This window comes from Tessaracoccus rhinocerotis, from assembly GCF_007197885.1.
GTDB lineage: Bacteria > Actinomycetota > Actinomycetes > Propionibacteriales > Propionibacteriaceae > Arachnia > Arachnia rhinocerotis.
This window is the reverse complement of sequence record NZ_VKKG01000003.1, coordinates 290359-311769: the sequence shown is the minus strand read 5'-3', so window position 1 is coordinate 311769 and position 21411 is coordinate 290359. Positions and strand designations below refer to the sequence as shown.

Genomic DNA, 21411 nt, shown 5'->3' with positions numbered 1-21411 from the left:
GCACCGTCGCCACCGACGAGCTCCCGCCCAGCCGCTACGCCTCGGACCGCAGGCCGCCGGAGGATCCGCCGGGGGCCGGGTCGTGACCCCGGTCGAGCTCCCGGCCTGGCTGGGCGCGGGCTACGGGGTCGTGCTGCTGCTGGTCGCCTACGGCATCGACCGGTTGGCCCGACGCGCCCAGACCAGGCTGCAGGAGCAGCGCAGCGGCGGCTTCGTCTACCACGAGGACCACGACGCCTGGCTGTGCCCCGAGGACCAGTGGCTGTGGCCGAAGTCCTTCGACCCAGAGAACCGCGTGATGCGGTACCGGGGCAGCCCGACGGTGTGCAACTCGTGCCCGGTCAAGGACACCTGCACCTCCTCCGACGACGGGCGCGAGATGCGGCGGCTGGTGGACACTTGGCCCGCGTCCGAGTCGGCGCGGTTCCACCGTGGGATCGCGTGCGCAGTGACGGTGCTCGCGGTGACCTGGCCTGCGGTCACCGCCCTGACAGTGACGGGCTGGACGAGCCAGCTCCTGGTGCTCGCCACCGCGCTCCTGGTGGCGCTCGGCGCCGCGCCACTGTGGGCCCACCTGCGCCGCACCCCGGCCGATCCGAACGGCGCCGTCGTGCGCACCCTGGACGAGTCGCTGCAGGAGCGGGAGGTCGTCGCGGCGGCCGTGACCCGCCGTCGCACCACCTACGCCTCGGACAGGAGGAGCGAGAATGCCGACTGAAGTGATCCTGGTGATACTCGCCGTCGCCCTGCTGCTGGTGTTCGCCTTCGCGTCCATCCGCGTGGTGCGCGAGTACGAGCGTGTGGTGGCCTTCCGCCTGGGCCGACTCCGCGGCCCACTCGGCCCTGGGCTCGTGTTCATGTTCCCGTTCCTGGACAAGATGGTGCGGGTGGACCTGCGCGTGGTCACCCTGACCATCCCGCCGCAGGAGGTGATCACCAAGGACAACGTGACCGCCCGCGTCAACGCCGTCGTGATGTTCCGGGTGGTCGACCCCGTGCACTCGGTGATGTCGGTGGAGAACCACGCCGTCGCGACGTCGCAGTTCGCCCAGACCACTCTGCGCTCGGTCGTCGGTCGGGCGGACCTGGACACGCTCCTGGCCCACCGCGCGGACCTGAACGAGGACCTCGCGCAGTCCATCGCCCAGCAGACGGCGAAGTGGGGCGTAGAGGTGTCCGTGGTGGAGATCAAGGACGTGGAGATCCCGGAGATGATGCAGCGCGCCATGGCGCGGGAGGCGGAGGCCGAGCGGGAGCGCCGCGCCAAGGTGATCAGCGCCCACGGCGAGCTCCAGGCCTCCCAGGAGCTCCGCGACGCCGCCCTGACGCTGAGCGAGGCGCCCGCCTCGCTGCAGCTGCGCTATCTCCAGACCCTCCTGGAACTGGGCGCGGACCAGAACTCCACCGTCGTCTTCCCCCTCCCGATGGACATCATCGGCCCGCTCGTGAGGGCCGTGGAGCAGGTCACGTCCGCCCCGGAGGAGACCAAGCCCGCCGATCCCGTGCGCAAGCCCGGGCTGGCCGTCGTCGACCGTCCCCTGGAAGGTGATTCCCGATGAGCGAAACAGGAACTGACCAAGTCACGATCACCCCGGGCCGCCCAGTGCGGCTCGTGCCCACCGCGCCGGGGTTCTGGATGACCGTGCTCGGGGTCTGCATCGCCGCCCTCTCCCCCCTGCTGGGATTCCTGATCGGCACCATGTCCGGCAGGCCCGACGGGGAGGTCATCCTCGACCCGCTCTACTGGGGCCTGTTCGGCGGAGTGGTGATCGGAGGCATCGGCGTGCTCCTCGCCGTCCTGGGCGGGGTCCGGTTGTGGCGCGGAAGGCGAGCGGCCGAGGCCGACGCCGCGGCGGAAACGGCGGCCTGACATGGCCACCGGCGCCGCTTCGGCGGTCCAGGTCACCCGGACGGCGACCCCGCGCACGTTCGCCTCTGACGGGGTGGCGGACCGCTTCATGCGGCGGCTGTTCGGCATCACAACGATCGACGAGCGAAGTGGGCGCGGCGCACATCGCGCGTTCCGGATCTCGGTGTTCTTCTCCGGGATCCGCTGCCTGATCACCTACCTGCTGATCCCCGTGCTGGTGCCCGTGCTGAGCCTGGCGGGCTGGGTGGCGGCCCCGATCGGGCTGCTGCTGTGCGCGGTGGCCGTCGTCAACGGCGTCGTCAGCGTCCGCCGGTTCTGGCGGGCCGACCACCGGCAGCGCTGGATGTACACCATCTTCATGGGCGTGGTCTTCGTCGTCCTGGCCGTCGCCCTGTTCTCCGACCTGACCCGACTGGGGGCAATCGCATGAGCACCAACACCGAGACCGGCGAGTTCGACGTCGAGCAGTACCAGGCCGAGCACAAACCGCCGAGCGAGACCGAAAGCGCGTTCATCACCATCGCCATGTTCGGCGGTCTGGTGATCTTCGCGGTGGGCTGCTGGGCCCTCGGCGGCTGGGGCTGATCCCCAGCCCGGTCCCGCGCGGCGTCAGTGGCTGGACCGCAGCGCAGCAGGACGCGCGTCGGCGCCGCCGAAGTCCGCCACCCGGTCCCAGAACCAGTCCGCCACGCTGGGCGCGATCTCGACGTCACCGTCGGCGCTGCGCCGGTAGAGGGCACCGCGCGGGCCCTCGATCAGGTAGCTGCCGACGTCGTCGGTGAGCACCTGCAAGTAGTAGGAGCCGTCGGCGTCCCACTGGGGGAACGCCTCCGGGTCCCGCTCGATGGCGTCGTCCATGGCGGCGACCTCTGCGGCCGACAACAGCCGGAAGGTGTTGCCCTCGCCCCACAGAGCACCCGTCCCCGCCTGCTGGCCGTCGTGCCAGGCCGCGACCTCGGGGCTGCCGTGGGACTCCGCGGCGGTTCTCCGGTCCGCCGGCGGGTGCAGGGCTGCGCGCAAGGCGTCGGGGAGAAGATCGTCGAGGGCCGCCAGGGCGTCGGCGAGCGTGGTGCCCGCCTCCTTCGCACGCATGTGTCCCCAGGCCAGCTCCATCAGCCCCTGCTGCCGCAGCAGCTCGACGGTCACCTCGTGCTTCTCGAGCTGGGCCTGCACCGTCCGGGTCATCTTCAACAGCGACGGCGCAATCTCGTCGGTGGGGTCGGCCCGTAGGATGCCCAGCAGGTGCTGCTCGGCGTCGTCCAACCGGTACTCGTGGAGGTAGGCGTAGGCGAGCGCGTGGGTGAGGAACTCGTCCGCGGGGTTGGCCTCGAGCGCCCGCTGCGCGGCGTCCAGGAAGCGCGGCACGGGCGCGTAGGTCACCAACAGGAACAGCGCCCGATGGGTGTAGGCGTAGGGAAGCGAGTCGGGGTCGGTGCGGGCGCACATGTCGACGGCGTCGTCCATCCGCCGCCATCCGGTCTCGAGGTCGGTGGCCAGCGTCGTCGCGACGCCCAGCCGCATGTGGTCGTACCAGTCCTCCTGCTCGTGCCGGAGGACGACCTCGGCCCAGCGGAGCGCCTCGTCGTGGTCGCGCATGGTGATCGCGAGGTCCCGCAGCGCGCGGGCAGCGTTGACGAACTGCTGGTCCTGCCGCCCGGCGAGGTCGAGCAGGACCTCACGCGCGGCGTCGAACTCGTCGAGCGCCTCGTGGTGGCGCGCGAGCAGGATCCGCATCCCGCTGCGCTGGGGACTGGCGGCCAGGACCCGCAGCGCCAGCCGCGGGACCTCGGGATGGGTCGGCAGCGCCTCGTACAGTTCCCAGGCCAGGTCCGCCTCACGCTCCACGTGGTCCATCTCCTCGGTGCTCATCGCAACCCCTTCTTCACCCGGTAGGCGCGCAGCTGCTCGAACGTGCCGTCGTCGACGCCGTACTCCAGGACGGGTGCCACCTGGTCGAACCACGTCGTGGTCGACGGCGTGACCGTCGCCGCCGCCTGCAGCACCGACTCGGTGGTCACCGGGACGATCTCGCCCTTGGCCATCGAGGCCGCCATCGACTTCTGGAGCGCCACCTTCGCGACGTGGGCGACGTCAGCGCCGGAGAACCCATCGGTGGCCGCGGCCACCGCCAGCGGGTCGACCGCCGCGGGCCTGCCCTCGAGCGCACCGCGCAGGATCCCGGCGCGGGCCTCGGCATCGGGCGGCAGCACCAGCACGGTCTTGTCGATCCGGCCCGGCCGACGCAGCGCAGGATCGATGTCCCAAGGGCGGTTCGTGGCGGCCAGGAAGTACACACCGTCGTTGACGCTGGCCACGCCGTCGAGTTCCTCGAGCAGCTGGGTCACGATCATGCGGGTGGCCTGCGACCCGCCACCGCCGGAGCTGCGGCGCCCGCCAAGCGCGTCGAACTCGTCGAAGAAGATCACGCAGGGCGACGCGGCGCGGGCGTCGAGGAAGACGCTCTGGACGGCCTTCTCGCTGTCCCCCAGCCACTTGCTCAGCAGGTCGGCGAGGGTGACGTGGATGAACGCGGCCCCGAGGTCGCCGGCGATGGCCTTGGCGATGTAGGTCTTGCCGCAGCCGGGCGGCCCGTACATCAGCAGCGACCCGCCGGGTTTCTGGCCGAACGCGGCCGCCAGTTCGGGGTTGCGCAGGGGGAGCAGGAAGGTGGAGTCGAGGTGTTGCTTCACCTCGGCGAGCCCTGCGACGTCGGCGAGGGTGACGCTCGGGCGCTCGGCATCCCAGAGGCCCTGCGTGGCGGCAGGATCCCCTGGGTCGGCATCGGAGTCGGACTCGGCCGGGGCGGGCGTCGGGCGGGGGGGCGTCGCGGACCGCGGAGCCGGTGCGGACGGCGATGGCTCCGACGGCGGCACGACGGTCCCACCGCGGAGGCGGGCAGCCATCAGGCGGGCCCTCAGGACCCGCATCCGGGAGGGTTCACCGCCGGCGGCCTCGAGCTCGTCCAGCGCCACCGCGGCACGATCGGGGTCAGCCTGCAACAGCAGCGTGACGAAGTCCTCCCGAAGCGCCAGGTTCCGCGGGTCGGCCCGCACCTCGTTCTCGATCACGTCGAGGAAGTCCTCGTCACCGCTCATTCGCACTCACCCTCCAGATGCACTGCTGGAGAGTCTGGCACAAGCCCCAGTCACCGGACCGGGCCCGAGGTGCGGGGTCGGGGTCGGCGGGGACTACCGGGCGGCGCGGCGCGGACGACCGGGCACCGCCACCACGGCCAGGGCGGCGCACCCGAGTGCGGGCACCACCAGCGGCGTGAGTGCCCAGGTGAGGACGACGACGAACCCGGCGGTGGCCAGCAGGTAGGCGGCGCCGGCGACGTCGTCGCGGACGAGCCCGGGCAGCTGCCGCAGCGCAGACAGCCAGCCGCGCTCGGGCGTCCACCGCCCTGCGGCAGCGAGGAGCGCGACGGCGAGTGCCGCGAGCCCGACCCAGCCGATGACCTCGACCAGCGCGCCGCCGGGCAGGAACCCGGAGCGCGCCAGATCGATGTCCAGCAGCAGGAGCAGGCCCAACAGGACGGCCCCGATGCCGACGCCGGTGCCGGGGAGCGCCGCACGGCGCACGTCTTCCCAGAACAGTCGCATGCTCGCGTCCTCGGCGGCGACGAAGCGGCGCAGGTGGCGGACGCCCGCGGCCAACCCCACGGGGAGGGTCACCACCAGCAGTCCGACGAGGCTGACGAGCACGCCGGTGACGAGCACTTCGCCGAACAGCGCGAACGCACCCCTGGCACCGGGGTTGGCACCGGGATCCCAGCCCTCCGAAGCAGGGCCCGAGCCGCTGTCCTGGGCTCGCCGGGCGGCCCGCAGCTCGCGGCGGCGGGTCCGGTCCCTGGAGCGGGTCGTGGTGGACACAGCTACCCCTTCAGTCCCTGCGTGGCCACGCCGTCGACGAGGAAGCGCTGGAACACGATGAAGAAGATCAGCACCGGCACCAGGGCCACGAACGACGCGGTGACGGTGGCACCGTAGTCGCTGGTGGAGGTCTGGTCGTTGTAGAGGCGCAGCGCGATCGGGAGCGGGTAGTTCTCGGGGCTCGTGAGGTAGAGCAGCGGACCGAGGAAGTCGTTCCAGCTCCAGATGAACGCGAAGATCGCGCAGGTGATGAGCGCCGGTTTGATCAGCGGCAGGATCACCGACCAGAAGATCCGCGCGTGGCCCGCACCATCGATGCGGGCGGCCTCGTCCAACTCGCGGGGCATCTGGCGGACGAACTGCACCAGCAGGAACACGAAGAACGCCTCGGTGGCCAGGAACTTCGGCAGCACGAGCGGCCAGAAGGTGTCCACCATCCCGAGGTTGTTGAACAAGATGTACTGGGGGATGATCACCACGTGGAACGGCAGCAGGAGCGTTCCGATCATGGCCGTGAAGAAAATGGCCACGCCCCTGAACTGGATGCGGGCGAACGCGTATGCGGCCAGCGACGCGGAGAACAGGGTTCCCACCACGGCCAGCGAGGCGAGGATGAACGAGTTCAGGAAGAACCGCCACATCGGCACGCCGCCGATGCCCTCGGCCACCTTGAGGTAGTTGGCGATCGTGGGCGACTCTGGCAGCAGCCCGGGGTTCGAGCCGAACTCGGAGTTCGGCTTGAATGTGGAGACGAACAGCCACACCAGCGGGTAGAGCACGACGGCGGTCAGGACCAGCAGCACCAGCAGCCAGAGGGCGGTCTGCCAGGTCTTGCGCTTGACCCTGCGCTTCGGTGGGGCGGAGATGCCGGGTGTGATCGCGGTGTCGAGGACCTGCGAATCAGTTGAGGAGGTCATCGTGTGTCTCCCGAGTAGTGGACCCAGGAACGCTGCGTCCGGAAGAGGATGAAGGCGATGATGGCGACCACGACGAGCAGGGTCCAGGCCATCGCCGCGGCGTAGCCCATCTGACCGTCCGCGAAACCGCGCTTGTAGAGGTAGACGGTGATGAAGTTCGTCATGCCGGCAGGGCCGCCGGAGCCGCGGGAGATGATGTAGGCCGACGCGAACACCTGGAAGGCGCCGATCAGGCCGAGCAACAGGTTGAAGAAGATCACCGGGGAGAGCATCGGGACGGTGACCGCGCGGAACCTCGCCCACGCGCTGGCGCCGTCCATCTCTGCGGCCTCGTAGAGCTCCCGGGGGATCTGCTTGAGGCCGGCCAGGAAGATCACCATGGTGGCGCCGAACTGCCACACCGCGAGGATGATCAGCGCCGGGAGCACCAGGCTGGGGTTGCCCACCCAGCCGCCGAGGTTGATCCCGATGCTGCTGAGGAAGCCGTCGACCGGGCCGCTGCTGTTGAACATGGCACGCCACACGATGGCCACCGAGACCGAGCCGCCGATCAGCGACGGCGCGTAGAAGGCCGAGCGGAAGAACCCGGCGCCCTTGTCCCGGTAGTTCAGGAGCAGCGCCACGAGCAGCGCGGCGACCAGGGTGATGGGCGTGCCAACGAGCACGTAGATCAGCGTGATCTGGGCCGACTGGATGAACTGCGGGTCGTTGGTGAACAACCGCACGTAGTTGTCGAACCCGATCCAGGCCGGGGGCTGGAAGATGTTGTACCGCGTGAACGACAGGTACAGCGAGTAGATCATCGGGAGCAGGGTCAGCCCGAAGAATCCCAACATCCAGGGAAGAAGGAAGCCGTAGCCGGCCAGCGTTTCCTTGCGTTTGTGGGCGCGTTGCCCGGGGCGTTCGATCGCCGTGGTGCTCACTTGCTCTCCGTTTCGGTCATCCAGCAGGGACAGGGGTCCGGGCGAGACTCGCCCGGACCCCGGCCTTGTCTCACTGGTTGAGGACGACGTCCATCTCGGTGAAGAACTGGCTCACAGCGTCGTCGACGCTGAGGGTGCCGAAGTTCAGCTCCGTACCCAGGAGGCGGAACTTCTCCTCGAGGGTGCCGTATCCCACGATCGGGACCGGCGGGGCGTCACCGAGACGCTCCGAGATGGCCTCCTCGTGGGCTCGGATCTGCTCGCTGAGCGGATCGAGCTCGGCCGCCTCGAGAGCCGTGGTGGAGGCCGGCAGGCCGCGGTTGGTGCCGAAGATCTGGCCCGAGGCCGGCGAGTTGATGAGGAAGTCAACGAGCACTGCCGCCTCGTCCGGGTGTTCGGTGTTGGCGGCGATCACGTGCAGCATCGAGGGCTTCAGGTACAGGTCCTGCGAGCCGGGGACGGTCTCCGGCGGGGCGACGAGGCCGAGCTCGGTGTAGTCCTCACCCAGGTTGCCGAGGTAGCCGGCACCGAAGTTGTCCCAAGTCAGCTCGCTGGCGGTCAGGGCCGAGTCGAAGCCGGAGAGGGGGTAGACCTCCTCCAGTCGCTGCTGGCTGATGACGGCTCCGCTCTCGCGGAGCTCGGCACCCATCTCCCAGAAGGCCTTGAGGTCATCCTCGGTGAAGTTGGGCTGGCCGTCGTCGGAGAACAGGTCCTTGCCGTTGGCGCGCTGCATGATCTCGAAGTTCTGGATGCGGCCGGTGTAGTCCGTACCGCCGAAGACCTCGACGCCCGCGGCGGACGCGGCGTCGGTGACTTCCTTCATCCAGGCGTCGTAGTCCTCCCAGGAGCCGCCGCCCTCGTACGGCTCGACGCCGACCTGCTCGAGGAGCTTGGGGTTGAGGTACATGCCCCACGCGTTGGTGGAGGTGGGGATCGCGACGGTGGTGCCGCCGACGACGCCGATCGAGAGGATCTGGTCGGAGAGCGGCTCGGTGTCGATGGTGCTGCCGAGGTAGGGCTCGAGGTCCAGCAGCAGACCGTTCTCCGCGTACTGGCGGAGGTAGGAGTAGTCGAACTGCATCACGTCGGGCAGGCCACCGCCGGCGGCCTCGGTCTGGCGCTTCTCCCAGAACTCCGGGAAGCCCAGGAACGACACGTTGACCGTGATGTTCGGGTGTTCCTTGTTGAACTCGGCGATGACCTGGTTGTAGAGGTCCGCGCGGACGTCGTTGCCCCAGAACGCGAAGTCCAGCTCCACCGCCTCGCCCGAGTCGGTGCCCTGGGTGGTCTCGTCGGTTCCAGTGGTCTCATCGGTCCCCTGGGTGGCAGCCGTCTCCTGGTCCACGGGCTCCTCGGTGGTGGTGTCGCCACCGCCGCAACCCGCCAGCGCGAGTGCTGCGCTGCTGGCGAGTGCAATGACTCCCAGCGCCTTCTTCCTGCTGAACATCTTCGTCCTTCCTGTGCTTCTCATACCCTGTGTCCCCACCGAACAACCGTTGTCCCGGCGGGTACGCTGTCACCGGTCACGGGAAAGCGCTTTCGCCCAAAGTACCCCTCGCCGGGGCGTTGCGCAACCTTTTTTTGATTCGTTTCATTCCACGACTGATCGGAGCCTCGATGAGCACGAGCCGACGCATCCCGGCACCGCACTGGGCGACTGAGGCCTCACTTGGCATTTTCATCCACTGGGGCCCCTACTCGGTGCCCGCCTGGGCCGAGCCCACCGGCGCCTGGGGCGCGGTCGAGCCGGAGCACTGGTTCGCCCACAACGCGTACGCCGAGTGGTACGCCAACACCATCCGGATCCCGGGCTCCCCGGCCGCCGCCCACCACGCCGCCACCTACGGCGACGCTCCGTACGAGCACTTCCTGGACACCTGGGACCCGGTGCAGTTCGACCCGGAGGCCTGGGCCGAGGTCTTCGCGGCGGCCGGTGCGGACTACGTCGTGCCCGTCACCAAGCACCACGACGGGGTGGCGCTCTGGGACGCGCCGGGCGGCACCCCCTCCACCGTGCACCGCGGCCCGCGACGCGACCTCATCGGTCCGATCGCGGAGGCCGTCCGGGCGCGGGGCATGCGCTTCGGTGTCTACTACTCCGGGGGGCTCGACTGGGCGCACACGAACTTCCCGCCGATCCGGAGCATGGCCGACGTCGACGACCTACGCCCCAACGACCCCTCCTACGCCGCGCTCGCGACGGCCCACGTGCGCGACCTCGTCGACCGCTACCGACCCTCGGTGGTCTGGAACGACATCAACTGGCCCGACGCCGGCAAGCGGGACGGCTCCCTCGCGGAACTCCTCGCCCACTTCCGACGCGTGGTCCCCGACGGGCTGGTCAACGACCGCTGGGGCGCCGACGTGTGGGACTACCGGACCAGCGAGTACGCCCATGACGCCCACCACGAGAACGGCACCGGCTGGGAGCAGACCCGTGGCCTGGGATTCTCCTTCGGCCACAACCGGATGGAGGACGAGTCCCTGACCCTCACCCCACGAGGCCTGGCCGAGCTGTGGGCCGACATCGTCTCGCGCGGCGGCCGGCTCCTGCTCAACGTCGGCCCCGAAGCATCGGGTGCCATCCCGGAGGTCCAGTTGCGCACCCTGCGCGGCTTCGGCGAGTGGATGCGCCTGGTCAAGCCGTTCACGACGTCGCGCGGACCGGCCCCGGCGAACCCGGAGGCGTTGGGCTGGGAGCGGTCCTGGACGTCCGCGGGCCGACTCGTGACGATCACCGCCGACGATTCCACGCCGGCGTCGCTCGATGGCGATCGGATCGTGATCCCGCTGCCGCCGGCCTGACCGTCCGGGCTTGACCGCAGCGCAACAGTGTTGCGCAGGGCGCTGCAGACGACCCCCTCCGCGACAGTGTTGCGCGGGGGCCAGGCGCGGCACGCTCGAAGGGCTAGTCGGCGCCTATTTGAAACGAATCATGGGAAAGTTGGGAAAGCTCTGGCAAGCGCTTGCCGAAGGTGCGACGATGCCGGAATGACTCCAATTCCCCCAATGACGCGGAGAACCTTCGGAAGACTTGCAGGTCTCTCTGCCGTGGCCCTGGCCCCCATCACCGCACTCCCCCTCGACGCCCGCGCGGCCGAACCCCCCGCCGTCCGCGAGACCGACACCGAGATCATCGTCGACAACGGCGTGGTCATCCTGACGCTCAACAAGTCGAACGGTCGGGCGACGTCGCTCGTCCACGATGGCGTGAACGTGGTGGGCCGCGGCAACTACGACATGAACACCACCCGGGAGGGCTCCCGCCTGCCGCTGCCGCCCACCGACAACCACTACACGATCCGGCGAGAGCAGGACTTCGTCGACGTCGCCTTCCACCACTCGCCCTCCGGGGACATGCCGTGCTGGCTGATCCGCCACCACATCGTCCGCGCCGACGAGCCGGGCATCCACCTCGCCTACAGCTACGACCACCCCGCGGAGTTGCACGGCTTCCGCACGGACCAGCACCGCTACGTCTTCTACACCGCCGGCGACACGTTCACCCACGCCTCCGTCGCCGACGACGCCATCGGCGAGCCCTGGCGCGAGCACGCCGCACGGATGCCCACCGAGGGCGAACTCTCCCGGGCGCCCATGGTGATGGACGCCACCTACGACCTCGAAGGCACTGGCTCGTCCTACCCGCGCCGCTACTACACGAAGTACGACTGGGCGGTGTACATGCGCCACCACTCCCTCCACGGGTTGTACGGCAACGGGCACGGCATGTGGGCGGCGCTTCCCAACCTGGAGGCCTTCACCGGTGGTCCCGTGCGCCAGGACCTGATCCTGCACCAGACCTCCGGCGGTCCCGTCCTGCTGGTGGAGCCGCACGCCACCCACTACGGCGCACCGCCGGTGCGTGTCACCGCCGGGCAGGCCTGGCAGAAGACCTACGGCCCCTACTACGTCCATCTCAACAAGGGCGACGACCCCCGCGCACTGCGTCGCGAGGCGGAGCGGTGGGCACGGTGGGAGGCCCACGCCGCCTTCTACGACCGGCTGGCCGTGGAGGGGTGGAGCCCCAGTTCCGAGCGCTCCCGCGTCGGCGGCAAGGCGCACGTTCCGGACCATCCGCAGCTGAGGGGCGCCGTGGCGGTTCTGTCCGACAACAGGACCGATTTCCAGCGCTCGGTGCTCGGGTACAACTACTGGGCCGAGATCGGCAACGGCGGCCAGTTCGAGATCAACAACGTCCGACCGGGCACCTACCGGCTCACCATCCACGGCGACGGGATCTGGGGCGAGTACGTCATCGACGACGTCGTCGTCGGCGCCGGCCAGGACATCCGCCTCGGCCGGATGGTGTGGGAGCCCGAGGCCCACGGCCGCACGGTGTTCCAGATCGGCACCCCGAACCGCACCTCGGTGGAGTACCGAAACGGCGAGGCGTTCCGCCAGTACGGCCTCTGGAAGACCTTCCACGACGACTTCCCCGACGGGGTGACCTATACCGTCGGCGAGAGTGACGACAAGGACTGGAACTACATCCAGTACCAGCGGGCCTACGAGGTGGCCGCCCCTGAGGGCAGCGTGGTCCCTGCGGACACCGAGGGCATTCGCCTGTTCGACTTCGGCAGCGCCACCAGTCCGCTCGCCCCCGGTTATGAGCGCGTGGCCCACACCACCCTGTACACCGCGGGTGGCGGCTTCGGCCTGGACAAGGCGGTCAACTTCCGGGACCGCGGCGCGGACGGCGACCTGCGCAGCGACTTCACCGTCGGTTCCGGCTACACGTTCTCCGTGGACCTGCCCGACGGCGAGTACGAGGTGACCATCGTTTCCGGCGACGCCATTGCCTCGAACAAGTCCACCGCGTCGTTCAACGGCAGCGAGCCGGTGCCGCTCGTCGCGAGCGAGGGCGAGTACGCCGTGCACACCGCAACGGTCGCGGTCGACGCCGGGCGCCTCGATGTGCTCACAGGCGGCGATGGCCGGATCAACGCGCTGGAGATCATCTCAACCGCGGCCGAGGTGCCGCTGCTGGCGGGACTCTCCGTCGACGGCGCGGACCTGGTGCCGTCATTCAGCACGTTCCGCTCCGACTTCGCAGTGGACCTGCCACACGACAAGGCGACCCTGGTCGTCAACGCCACGGGACGCGGCGGGGCGACAGTCATGGTCAACGGGCAGGAAGTGGGCGACGAGGGCGTCACGGTGGCGCTGCAGGGACACCTCACGGTCGTCGAGGTGCTCGTCTCGGGCGATGGCGAGTCCTCCACGTATCGCATCCACGCCACGCGACAGGAGCACCCGTGGCGGATCCTGTTCGACGTGCCGTCGCGATACCGGTCGGGCAGCACCGCGACCCTCTCGGTCTGGTTGGCCGCCTGGTCGATGGGGTCGGCGTTGCCGGTGCCACCGGAGGAGAGCAACCTCACCATCCGGGTCAACGGCCAGCCGTTCGTGTGGGAGTTCCAGCCCGACGACGCTCGCGGCGCCACCTACCGCAGCGGCTGCGGCGGCCGGGTCTACCGCAACGAGATCACCTTCGACCCGGCGCTGCTCAAGCCGGAGGGCAACGAGATCACCCTCCAGATCAACGAGGGTGCGGAGCACCTGTGGAACGAGGCTGCCTACGACTCGATCCGGCTGGAGATCAGCTAGGCATGCAGCACCACGCCGGACGACGGAGACCACGATGACGTACCACCTTGCAGGCGACTCCACCGTCGCACCGATGACCGGAGACGGTCCGATGGCCGGATGGGGCCACTTCCTGCACGAATACGTGGACGCACCCGTGCGCAACCTGGCCTTCGGCGGCGCCACCACGGAGTCGTTCATCGCCTCGGGGTCCTGGGGCGAGCTCATCGCCGGAGCGGGACCCGGAGACACCGTGGTGATCCAGTTCGGGCACAACGACCAGAAGGAGCCCGACCTGCTCGGCTCCCGGGCCGGCTACACCGACCGCCTGCGGCGGTTCGTGGCCGAGACCCGGGAGCGGGGCGCCACCCCGGTGCTGTGCACTTCCTGCGAGCGCCGCTGGTTCGACGGCGGCGCCATCACCCCGACGCACGGCGACTACCCCAACGCGGTCCGCGACCTGGCCCACGAACTGGACACCGGCTTGGTCGACCTGAACGTGTTCACCACCTGGCTGTACGAGGACCTCGGCGACGAGGGCTCCCGCGGCCTGCTGTCCCACTACGCCCCGGGCGAGACGAGGGACTGGCCGGACGGCCTCGTCGACGACACGCACTTCCGGATCGAGGGGGCCCGCAAGGTCGCGTCCTTCGTCGCCCGTTCCCTGCGGGCCCTCGAGCGCCGCGACGGCGACCGCCCGGCCCGGGGCGCCGAAATCACCTGATCCCAAGGATTGAAACGTTTCTGCAGACCATTGTGGCGCGCACCCTGCGCGTGCAATGATGGGGCACGAACGCGGGAATACGCTTTCCGCAATCCGGTTTCCAACCGGCGCCCCACGGTCCGCAACGCTGCGGGCCCACCCCCTTCATGTCCAGAGCTGTCCCAGGAGGAAGAACCATGCGTTTGTTCCCGATAACAGAGACCCCACGCGGGGGCCGTAGCTGGCTCCGCGCCGGAGTGACCGCGTCCGTCGCCGCGGCGCTCGTGGCCACCATGTCCCCCGGCCTTCCGGCCGCAGCGGACCTGCCACCGGGCACGGACGGCGCCTGGCGGTTCGACTTCGGCACTGCCGCCAGCCCCGTCGCCGAGGGCTACCAGCAGGTGCTGACCTCGTCGCTCCACACGGCGGAGACCGGCTGGGGCGTCACGGTGGCCGAGGGCGTCTCGCTCTTCGACAGGGACCGCACGGGCAACCGCACACCTGCTGACCCGGTGGCGGAGGACTTCGTCGCGGGCACCGACTGGGGCTTCCTGCTGGATGGGATCCCCGTCGGGGAGTACGCCGTCACCCTCAGCATCGGGGACGCCCTGGCGGGCACCTCCGGCACCAACGCGACGATGACGTTGGAGGGCGTCGCACAGACGCGGATCACCACGGAGCGGGCCGGGACCACCACCGAGACCTTCACCACGGCCGTGCTGGACGGCCAGCTCACCGTCGGATTCACCGGCTCCGGGCTGGGCGCCTACGTCAACGGGCTGGTGGTCGAGCCGATCGTTCCCACCACGCCCTCCGACCTCGCCGTCCTCGGGACCAACTGGAACTCCGTGGACCTCACCTGGTCGGCCGCTGAGGGCGCGGCCCTCTACCGCGTCCTGCGCGCCGACGTCGTGGCCGACGCCACCGGTACGTTCGCCGAGATCGGCCAGACGGCCGAGACCGGCTTCTCCGACACCACCGTCGAGGTCGGCGGCTCCTACGCGTACGCACTGGAGTCGCTGGGCGCCTACGAGCAGGTGTCGCCCCGCAGCGCGGAGGTGCGCAGCGGCGTCATCCCGGCCCTCGCAGCTCCCGAGTCCCCGACCGACCTGGCCGTACTGCACGTGACCCAGGACGGCGTCAGCCTCGCGTGGTCGCCGGTGGCCAACGGCAGCGAGTACGTCGTCGAGCGCGCAGGCGCGGACGGAGTCTTCGGCCAGCTCGCCGTCGTCACCGCCCCCAACCACACCGACGCCGAGGCCGACACCTCCCAGCCGTGGTCCTACCGGGTGATCGCCCGAAACCAGGCCGGCAGCTCCGAGCCGACGGCACCCGTCGTCTCGACCGTCTACGTCGCACCGCCGGCACTCCCCGACGGCGACGTCGTCACCTTCGACTTCGGCCCGGGAGTCCTGGCCGACGACGCGCTCCTGGTCACGAGCTCCACGGCCTTCGACGAGGCTTGGGGCTACGGCTTCAGCACCGCCCCGACCACCGCCCCCGCCGACGTCGACCGCGGTGGCGCCGACGCCCTGCGCGCTGACTTCGTCGCCGCCTCCGGCAGCACCTTCGAGGTCGCGCTGGGTGCCGGTGACTACAACATCTCCTTGGTGGCCGGCGACCCCGACGCTGCCAGCGACATCGCCATCACCGCCGAGGGCATCGCGAAGGTGCAGCCCACCAGCCGCGCCGCGGGCGAGTTCCTCGAGATGGCGTTCCCGATCGCGCTGGTCGACGGCGTCCTGACCCTGCAGGTCGAGGGCGACGCCGCAGCCCTCAACGCGCTCACCATCACCCGCCAGAGCGAGCGCATGGCGGGCCCCGTCGACACCGTCTACCTCGCGGGTGACTCGACGGTGCAGACCTACGACGTCGGCTACGCACCGCAGGCCGGCTGGGGTCAGATGCTCGAGCGCTTCCTCAGCGACGACGTCGCCGTCAACAACCACGCCATCGGTGGCCGCAGCTCCAAGAACTTCATCACCCAGGGCCGCCTCGACGCCATCCTGCGCGAGATCCGCCCGGGCGACCACCTGTTCGTCCAGTTCGGCCACAACGACGCCACCCAGGGCGTCGACGACCGCTACGCCTCCCCCGAGGACTACAAGGAATACCTGCGCGTCTACGTCGAGGGTGCCCGCCAGCGGGGCGCGACCCCGGTTCTGGTGACGCCCGTGTCCCGCCGCAGCTTCGACGCCGAGACCGGCCTGTTCAACGTCAGCTTCCCCGACTACGTCGCCAAGATGACCGAGCTCGCCGTGGAGGAGGACGTGCTCCTGGTGGACCTCTCGGCCTCCAGCCGTGCCTTCCTCGACGAGATCGGACCGGAGGCGGCCAAGGCCGTGTTCCTCCACGTCGACCCGGGCATCTTCCCCAACCGACCCGCCGGGACCGTCGACGACACCCACTTCCAGGAGTACGGCGCCATCCAGATGGCCCGCCTGGTGGCGCAGGGCGTGGCCCAGCTCGACGACCCGCTGGCCGCCGAGGTGGTCGACGTCGCACCTCCCGCCGAGGTCCCAGTCGCACCCACCGGTCTGGTGGCCGGGTCGGTCTCCAACGCGGGGGCCCTGCTGAAGTGGGACGCCTCCCCCGGCGCCGACATCTACAAGATCTTCCGGCAAGACACCGCCGGCGGCGAGTGGGTGCTGGCCACCACGACCACCCAGCCCAGCGCCATCGTGCAGGGTCTCGAGGAGGGTCGGACGTACTCGTACCGCGTGGTCGCGGTGAACGGTCGGGGTGACTCCGAGCCCAGCGCCGTCGTCACCTTCACCACCAAGCAGGCGAGGTGGAAGTTCGACTTCCAGCTGGCCGGCAACCCCTTGATGCCGGGTTACACGGAGGTCAACCCCGACGACGCCCACGACCCTGCCGTCGGGTGGGGATTCGAGGTCCCGCTGCCGGCCAATGCCGGACGTGACCGCGGCGACGCGGGCGGTGCAGCCGACGAGATCCAGCGCGACTTCGTCCTGCCCGGTGACAGCAGCACCTTCCTGCTGGACGTCCCCAACGGGACCTACTCCGTCAAGACCTACTCGGGCGACTGGATCGGCAGTTCGCGGACCAACTTCGACCTCGAGGGCGTCTCCTTCGGCAGCGGGAACGCCGGCAGGGAGTCCGTCAACGAGACCGTCCGCGGCCCGGTGCTCGTCACCGACGGTCAGCTGACGATCCGGGTCCACGGTGCCGCATCCGGGACCCGCCTCAACGGCATCGAGGTGACCCCGCTGCTGCTCGGCCCGACCGGCCTCACGGTGACCGCGGTCGATCCCACCCCGTCGGCACCCGAGGTCTCCCTGGCCTGGGACGACGAGGACGATCTCACCTGGCGGGTGTTCCGCACGTCGCCGTTCGACCCGCAGCCGCAGTTCGTCGGAACCACCGAGGAGTCGGCGTTCACCGACACCGGGGCCCGCGTTGGCCTGACCTACGGCTACCACGTGACCGCGGTGGACGTGACCGGACTCGAGTCGGTGCCCTCCCAGACTGCGGAGGCGTCGCTGGTCGACGACTCGGTGCAGCCCCCGGCGGCACCGAGGAAGCTCGCCGTCACCGACATCCAGGAGCGCCAGCTCACGCTCGGGTGGAGCAAGGCGAAGGACGCGCTCTACTCCCTGGTGTTCCGCTCCGAGGAGGCTGGCACCCGGGGTGAGCTCGTCGGCATCGCCGACGCGAGCTCCTTCACCGACACCGATGTCCTGACCACCATCCCGTACTTCTACACGGTCGTCGCGGTCAATGCTGGCGGCCCCGGGGAGCCCTCGGGGCAGCTGGAGACCGAGGCCGTCACCACACTGCGGCGGCAGGCCGAGTACCTCGACCGCGCTCCGGTGGCCGTGAACGCCGATGGCGGCGTCCTGGTGAGCTGGAGGCTGCTCGGTGACGACCCGGAGGGAATCGGCTTCCACGTCTACCGCGACGGCGACCTCATCACCGCCGAGCCGGTGACCGACTCCACCAACCTGCTGGACGCGGACGGGACCCAGACCTCCACCTACGTGGTGGCACCCGTCGTCGACGGCAGGGAGACCACCCGCACGGACGCCGTCGGCGTCCAGGACGGCGCGCACCTCTCGGTGCCGCTGAACAAGCCGGCCGACGGCTACACCAAGGACGGCCAGCCCTACACCTACTCCGCCAACGACACCGGCGTCGGTGACCTCGACGGCGACGGCACCTACGAGTTGCTGGTCAAGTGGGACCCGTCGAACGCGCGTGACAACTCGCAGGCGGGCTACACCGGGAACGTGTACGTGGACGCCTACCGGCTCGACGGCACCAGGCTGTGGCGCATCGACCTCGGCGCCAACATCCGCGCCGGTGCCCACTACACCCAGTTCCAGGTCTTCGACTACGACGGTGACGGCCGCGCCGAGATCGTCATGAAGACCGCGGACGGCACAGTCGACGGCACGGGCCAGGTCATCGGCCGAGCCGGCGCGGACCATCGCAACAGCTCCGGCTACGTGCTGGTCGGCCCCGAGTACCTGACCGTCTTCGAAGGGGCCACCGGCGCCGCGATCGACACGGTCGAATACACGCCGCCGCGCGGGGACGTCGGCGCCTGGGGTGACACCTACGGCAACCGGGTGGATCGCTTCCTGGCCGGCACGGCCTACCTCGACGGGGAGACCCCCAGCGTGGTGTTCAGCCGTGGCTACTACACCCGAGCCGTCGTCGCGGCGTACGACTTCGACGGCACCTCGCTGGTGGAGCGCTGGGTGGTGGACTCCAACGATCCGGCGAACGCGGCGCTCTACGGGCAGGGCAACCACAACCTGTCCGTGGCGGACGTCGACGGCGACGCCAAGGACGAGATCGTCTTCGGCTCCGCGACCATCGACGACGACGGCCACGTCCTGTACTCCACGGGACTCGGCCACGGGGACGCGCTCCACCTCGGCGACTTCGATCCGGCCCGTCCCGGGCTGGAGGTGTTCGCGGCCCACGAGGACATGGGCGCCTCCGGCAACCTGGGCGCCACCATGCGCGACGCCGCAACGGGAGAGATCATCTGGTCCATCCCGGCGGCCAGGGACACCGGCCGTGCGGCCATGGGCGACGTCGATCCCCGCCACGCGGGGGCCGAGGGCTGGGCGATCGGCGGCGACGCCGCCTGGAACTCACCGGTCGGCCAGCTCGTCTCGGCAGGCGGCGACGTGATCACCGAGAACATCCCGCCGGCCAACTTCCTGGCCTGGTTCGACGGCGACCCCTTGCGGGAGGTCGTCGACCACGACTGGGACGAGGCCACCTCCACGGGCACACCGATGGTGGGCAAGTGGAACTGGGAGACCGAACAGGTCGACGTCATTCTCAGCGACCCGGGGGCGAGGTCCAACAACTCCACCAAGGGCACTCCCAACCTGCAGGCCGACCTCTTCGGCGACTGGCGGGAGGAGATCATCTGGCGCAGCGCGGACTCCACCGAACTGCGGATCTACTCCACCACCGACGAGACCGACCTGCGCATCCACACCCTGATGCACGACCCGGTCTACCGGCTCGGTGTCGCGTGGCAGAACACCTCCTACAACCAGCCGCCGCACACGAGCTTCTTCCTGGGCCACGGCATGGAGCTACCCCACGCGCCGCTGATCGACGTCGTCGGCGCCCCCGAGCCGGAGCTCCCGGCCTGGGACGCCTCCGTGGTCTACGACACGGGCGACACCGTCACGCACGACGGCTCCGTCCACGTCGCGCAGTGGTGGACGCAGGGTGTCGAGCCGGGCAGCACCAACACCGGCTCCTGGATGGAGCAGGGCGAGCTGGTGCCCGAGGCCGGCGACGGCGTCCGTGCCTGGACCTCGTCGTGGGTCTACACCGGCGGCCAGACCGTCGCCCACGACGGCCACCTGTGGAAGGCCAAGTGGTGGACCCGCAACCAGGAGCCGGGCGACCCGCACGGCCCGTGGCAAGACCTCGGCACCTACTGACCCCCCGCCGTTGCAGCGTGTCGAGACCCTCATCGGTCTCGACACGCTCGCTGCGCGAGCTACTCGACCAGCGGAACCCCTCCCCGTTGGTCGAGTAGCGGCGCGCGAGGAACGAGCCGCCGCGTGTCGAGACCCCCATCGGTCTCGATACGCTCGCTGCGCGACCTACTCGGCCAACGGAACCCCTCCCCGTTGGTCGAGTAGCGGCGCGCGAGGAACGAGCCGCCGCGTGTCGAGACCCCCCACAGGTCTCGGCACGCTCGCGCGCGAGCTACTCGGCCAACGGACCCCCTCCCCGTTGGTCGAGTAGCGGCGCGCGAGGAACGAGCCGCCGCGTGTCGAGACCCCCCACAGGTCTCGGCACGCTCGCGCGCGAGCTACTCGGCCAACGGACGGGTCAGGACTGGCGACCGATGCCGCGCAGGTCCGTCACGGGGCTCGCGAAACCGCGGCGGTGGGTGGGGTGGTGCGCGATGTCCTCGGGGGTGACGACGGCTCCGTCCGCGGCGGCGGAGGCGTAGATCGCAGCCACGAGCTCGAACGAGCGGGCCGGGTCCGCAGCCGTCGGCGGCAGGGGCTCACCCGCGATGAGGGCGTCGAAGACCTCGCGCAGCAGCGGCTCGTGGCCGCTGCGCTCCTCGGCACCGTCGGGCAGCGCCCAGGACTCGGCCTCATCCTCGAAGCCGGGCGCCGGGGTGATGCGCCAGTTCTCGTGGCCGTGGCCGTAGAGGTGGTCGACGGTGATGGTGGCCTTCTGCGTGTCGATGCGCAGTGAGCTGGTCTCGCGCGGGGAGACGGCGCTGGTGACCACCTGCGCCAGCACGCCGTCGGCGAAGGTGATGGTGGCGGTCGAGGCGTCCTCGGTCTGGGTCTCCCGGTCGAGTCGCCACAGGCGGGCCTGCACCCCGGTCCAGTCGCCCAGCAGGTACGACAAGAGGTCGAGCTGGTGAATGGCGTGCCCGAGGGTGGGGCCGCCGCCCTCGGTCTCCCACTTCCCGCGCCACGGCACGGCGAAGTAGTCCGCATTGCGGTACCAGAGGGTGTTGCACAGGGCAACGAGCGGTCGCCCCAGCGTGCCCTCGGCGAGCAGCCGGCGGAAGTGGGCCGTCGCCGTGCCGGTGCGCTGCTGGAACACGACCGCCAGTTCCCGCCCCGCCTCGGCCGCGGCCGAACGCATCTCGTCGAGCTCGTCGAGCGAAGGGGCGGGCGGCTTCTCCACGACGACGTGGGCGCTGGCCGCCAGGGCCGCAACGGCCTGCTCGCGGTGCACCACGGGAGGGGTGCAGATGTGCACGACGTCGGGGTGCTCGGCGGCCAGGAGTTCGTCGAGGGTCCCGTACACGGCGGGCTCACCCCACTGCTCGGCGAAGGCGGCGGCCGCCTCGCCGGAGAGGTCGGTCACGGCGACGAGCCGGGCATGGGGGTGGGCCTCGATGGCGCGAGCGTGGGCGTGGGAGATGGCGCCGGTGCCGACGATGGCACAGCGGAGCGTTTGAGTCATGGGTAAACGCTATCCGATCGTTGCCCGGGACGACAGAGGGCGTCCGCGCCGCGCTCCCAGCCGGAACCCACCCGCTGCAAGCGCTTTCCGATAGGCT

16 protein-coding genes are annotated in these 21411 nt (G+C 70.1%); 9 read left to right on the top strand and 7 right to left on the bottom strand.

Annotated elements, in window-relative coordinates; genetic code table 11:
* Positions 1-82: 82 nt before the first annotated feature.
* The 5 genes from FOJ82_RS09510 to FOJ82_RS16200 are packed head-to-tail and all read left to right on the top strand — an operon-like array spanning position 83 to position 2455.
* Positions 83-718 (top strand): hypothetical protein, encoded by a 636-nt coding sequence (locus FOJ82_RS09510; RefSeq protein ID WP_143938238.1) that lies wholly within the window; start codon positions 83-85, stop codon positions 716-718.
* Entirely contained in the window at positions 708-1559 is an 852-nt protein-coding gene (locus FOJ82_RS09505) for an SPFH domain-containing protein (protein WP_143938237.1), read from the top strand. The genes FOJ82_RS09510 and FOJ82_RS09505 overlap by 11 nt, the downstream gene beginning before the upstream one ends.
* Complete coding sequence (locus tag FOJ82_RS09500) at positions 1556-1870, top strand: hypothetical protein (protein ID WP_221933092.1); 315 nt, start codon at positions 1556-1558, stop codon at positions 1868-1870. Before FOJ82_RS09505 ends, FOJ82_RS09500 begins: the two co-directional genes overlap by 4 nt.
* Before the next feature lies 1 nt (position 1871).
* Entirely contained in the window at positions 1872-2300 is a 429-nt protein-coding gene (locus FOJ82_RS09495; protein ID WP_221933091.1) for a hypothetical protein, read from the top strand.
* Positions 2297-2455 carry a hypothetical protein gene (locus tag FOJ82_RS16200; protein ID WP_185975709.1) on the top strand — a complete coding sequence of 53 codons (159 nt, stop codon included), beginning with the start codon at positions 2297-2299 and terminating at the stop codon, positions 2453-2455. Before FOJ82_RS09495 ends, FOJ82_RS16200 begins: the two co-directional genes overlap by 4 nt.
* Positions 2456-2479: 24 nt before the next feature.
* Here FOJ82_RS16200 and FOJ82_RS09490 read toward each other — a convergent pair whose 3' ends face one another.
* The 6 genes from FOJ82_RS09490 to FOJ82_RS09465 all read right to left on the bottom strand — a co-directional run bounded on the left by FOJ82_RS09490 (position 2480) and on the right by FOJ82_RS09465 (position 9029).
* Positions 2480-3739 carry a tetratricopeptide repeat protein gene (locus FOJ82_RS09490; RefSeq protein WP_143938236.1) on the bottom strand — a complete coding sequence of 420 codons (1260 nt, stop codon included), beginning with the start codon at positions 3737-3739 and terminating at the stop codon, positions 2480-2482.
* Positions 3736-4965, bottom strand: a complete 1230-nt coding sequence (locus FOJ82_RS09485) for an ATP-binding protein (RefSeq protein WP_143938235.1) — start codon at positions 4963-4965, stop codon at positions 3736-3738. The genes FOJ82_RS09490 and FOJ82_RS09485 overlap by 4 nt, the downstream gene beginning before the upstream one ends.
* Before the next feature lie 93 nt (positions 4966-5058).
* Positions 5059-5742, bottom strand: a complete 684-nt coding sequence (locus FOJ82_RS09480; RefSeq protein WP_221933090.1) for a hypothetical protein — start codon at positions 5740-5742, stop codon at positions 5059-5061.
* A 2-nt stretch (positions 5743-5744) separates the two neighbouring features.
* On the bottom strand, positions 5745-6659 hold the full coding sequence (locus FOJ82_RS09475; protein ID WP_143938234.1) for a carbohydrate ABC transporter permease: 915 nt from the start codon (positions 6657-6659) through the stop codon (positions 5745-5747).
* Positions 6656-7582: a carbohydrate ABC transporter permease gene (locus FOJ82_RS09470; protein WP_246099824.1), complete on the bottom strand. Its 927-nt coding sequence runs from the start codon at positions 7580-7582 to the stop codon at positions 6656-6658. Before FOJ82_RS09470 ends, FOJ82_RS09475 begins: the two co-directional genes overlap by 4 nt.
* 70 nt (positions 7583-7652) lie before the next feature.
* Positions 7653-9029 carry an ABC transporter substrate-binding protein gene (locus tag FOJ82_RS09465; protein WP_143938232.1) on the bottom strand — a complete coding sequence of 459 codons (1377 nt, stop codon included), beginning with the start codon at positions 9027-9029 and terminating at the stop codon, positions 7653-7655.
* A 170-nt stretch (positions 9030-9199) separates the two neighbouring features.
* Here FOJ82_RS09465 and FOJ82_RS09460 point away from each other — a divergent pair, with 170 nt between their 5' ends.
* The 4 genes from FOJ82_RS09460 to FOJ82_RS16475 all read left to right on the top strand — a co-directional run bounded on the left by FOJ82_RS09460 (position 9200) and on the right by FOJ82_RS16475 (position 19813).
* Complete coding sequence (locus tag FOJ82_RS09460; RefSeq protein ID WP_143938231.1) at positions 9200-10387, top strand: alpha-L-fucosidase; 1188 nt, start codon at positions 9200-9202, stop codon at positions 10385-10387.
* Between the two features lie 204 nt (positions 10388-10591).
* Positions 10592-13192: a polysaccharide lyase family protein gene (locus FOJ82_RS09455; RefSeq protein ID WP_185975708.1), complete on the top strand. Its 2601-nt coding sequence runs from the start codon at positions 10592-10594 to the stop codon at positions 13190-13192.
* Between the two features lie 34 nt (positions 13193-13226).
* Entirely contained in the window at positions 13227-13895 is a 669-nt protein-coding gene (locus tag FOJ82_RS09450) for a rhamnogalacturonan acetylesterase (RefSeq protein WP_143938229.1), read from the top strand.
* 236 nt (positions 13896-14131) lie between these two features.
* Complete coding sequence (locus tag FOJ82_RS16475; RefSeq protein WP_143938228.1) at positions 14132-19813, top strand: rhamnogalacturonan lyase family protein; 5682 nt, start codon at positions 14132-14134, stop codon at positions 19811-19813.
* 397 nt (positions 19814-20210) lie between these two features.
* Here the strand turns inward: FOJ82_RS16475 and FOJ82_RS09440 are convergent, their stop codons facing one another.
* Positions 20211-21314: a Gfo/Idh/MocA family protein gene (locus FOJ82_RS09440; RefSeq protein ID WP_143938227.1), complete on the bottom strand. Its 1104-nt coding sequence runs from the start codon at positions 21312-21314 to the stop codon at positions 20211-20213.
* Positions 21315-21411 lie beyond the last annotated feature (97 nt).

Coding starts and splice junctions, on each gene's coding strand:
- FOJ82_RS09495 (WP_221933091.1), top strand. CDS start 1,872: ATGGCCACCGGCGCCGCTTCGGCGGTCCAGGTCACCCGGACGGCGACC.
- FOJ82_RS09455 (WP_185975708.1), top strand. CDS start 10,592: ATGACGCGGAGAACCTTCGGAAGACTTGCAGGTCTCTCTGCCGTGGCC.
- FOJ82_RS09475 (WP_143938234.1), bottom strand. CDS start 6,659: ATGACCTCCTCAACTGATTCGCAGGTCCTCGACACCGCGATCACACCC.
- FOJ82_RS09460 (WP_143938231.1), top strand. CDS start 9,200: ATGAGCACGAGCCGACGCATCCCGGCACCGCACTGGGCGACTGAGGCC.
- FOJ82_RS09465 (WP_143938232.1), bottom strand. CDS start 9,029: ATGTTCAGCAGGAAGAAGGCGCTGGGAGTCATTGCACTCGCCAGCAGC.
- FOJ82_RS09490 (WP_143938236.1), bottom strand. CDS start 3,739: ATGAGCACCGAGGAGATGGACCACGTGGAGCGTGAGGCGGACCTGGCC.
- FOJ82_RS09440 (WP_143938227.1), bottom strand. CDS start 21,314: ATGACTCAAACGCTCCGCTGTGCCATCGTCGGCACCGGCGCCATCTCC.
- FOJ82_RS09505 (WP_143938237.1), top strand. CDS start 708: ATGCCGACTGAAGTGATCCTGGTGATACTCGCCGTCGCCCTGCTGCTG.
- FOJ82_RS09450 (WP_143938229.1), top strand. CDS start 13,227: ATGACGTACCACCTTGCAGGCGACTCCACCGTCGCACCGATGACCGGA.
- FOJ82_RS09485 (WP_143938235.1), bottom strand. CDS start 4,965: ATGAGCGGTGACGAGGACTTCCTCGACGTGATCGAGAACGAGGTGCGG.
- FOJ82_RS09500 (WP_221933092.1), top strand. CDS start 1,556: ATGAGCGAAACAGGAACTGACCAAGTCACGATCACCCCGGGCCGCCCA.
- FOJ82_RS16200 (WP_185975709.1), top strand. CDS start 2,297: ATGAGCACCAACACCGAGACCGGCGAGTTCGACGTCGAGCAGTACCAG.